Genomic DNA, 1,199 nt, shown 5'->3' with positions numbered 1-1,199 from the left:
TATGTTTCAAATTCTAAAAGCAGAGAAGACGATCGGCTTTATGCGTTGGTCAAAAGTGGCGTTCGTATTCTCAATCTTTATGATTGCCGCTTCTATCTTCACATTATCAACCAAATGGCTGAACTGGGGTCTAGACTTCACGGGCGGTACGCTAATCGAAGTTGGCTTTGAAAAACCAGCTAACCTTGAAGAAATCCGTACAGCACTTGATGCAAAAGGTTTCGGAGATGCGACAGTACAGAACTTTGGTAGTGCTCGCGATGTGATGGTGCGTCTTCGTCCTCGTGACGACGTTTCTGGCGAAACGCTAGGTAACCAAATCATCGGTGCGATCAAAGAAGGTACTGGTGAAAGCGTAGAAATGCGCCGTATCGAGTTTGTTGGTCCAAACGTTGGTGATGAACTAACTGAAGCGGGCGGTCTGGCGATCCTTGTGTCGCTCATCTGTATCCTGATTTACGTATCAATGCGATTTGAATGGCGTCTAGCGGCTGGTGCTGTAATGGCGTTGGCGCACGATATTATTATCACGCTGGGTGTATTCTCATTCCTACAGATTGAAGTGGACCTAACTATCGTGGCTGCGTTGCTAACGGTTGTTGGTTACTCGCTCAACGATACCATCGTAGTATTCGACCGTATTCGTGAAAATTTCCGCAAGATGCGTAAAGGTGATCCAGCGGACATCATGGATGCTTCGATTACACAAACATTGAGCCGTACGTTGATTACTTCTGGTACAACGTTGTTCGTAGTTATTGCACTGTTTGTACAGGGCGGGGCAATGATCCACGGCTTTGCAACGGCACTGTTGTTGGGTATCACGGTTGGTACTTACTCTTCTATCTACGTAGCATCTGCACTTGCTCTAAAACTGGGTATCCAGAAAGAGCACTTGATGCCACCGCAAGTAGAGAAAGAAGGCGCAGAATTCGACGAGATGCCATAAGGCTGATTGAGAATCGAAAACAAAAACCGCTGAACTCTCAGCGGTTTTTTTGTATCTAGACTTTGAGCAAAGAAGTAGAGTGTTTTGCGGCTATCAAGTTTTTATAATCTTGCCCAAGTTTTTAGTATCTAAACAATGTTGGTTTGGATACAAAAAAGCCCCGCTCGTTGAGCGGGGCTTCTTAAAGTCATCAGCGTGACGGGCTAAATTGACTTTTAAATCTTACTTAAGGATCGCGCTGTTACCATTT

Annotated in this window: 1 protein-coding gene; it reads left to right on the top strand. The window is 45.2% G+C overall.

Annotation, left to right across the window (positions count from 1 at the left end; all coding sequences use genetic code 11):
* Position 1: 1 nt before the first annotated feature.
* Positions 2-949 (top strand): protein translocase subunit SecF, encoded by a 948-nt coding sequence (secF, locus tag R7E00_RS24260; protein WP_318073746.1) that lies wholly within the window; start codon positions 2-4, stop codon positions 947-949.
* Positions 950-1,199: the final 250 nt, after the last annotated feature.

Origin of the sequence: Vibrio sp. Vb1755 (assembly GCF_033338635.1) — a bacterium.
Lineage (GTDB): Bacteria > Pseudomonadota > Gammaproteobacteria > Enterobacterales > Vibrionaceae > Vibrio > Vibrio alginolyticus.
The sequence above is the reverse complement of the archived record's forward strand: the minus strand, read 5'-3'. Positions and strand labels throughout refer to the sequence as shown.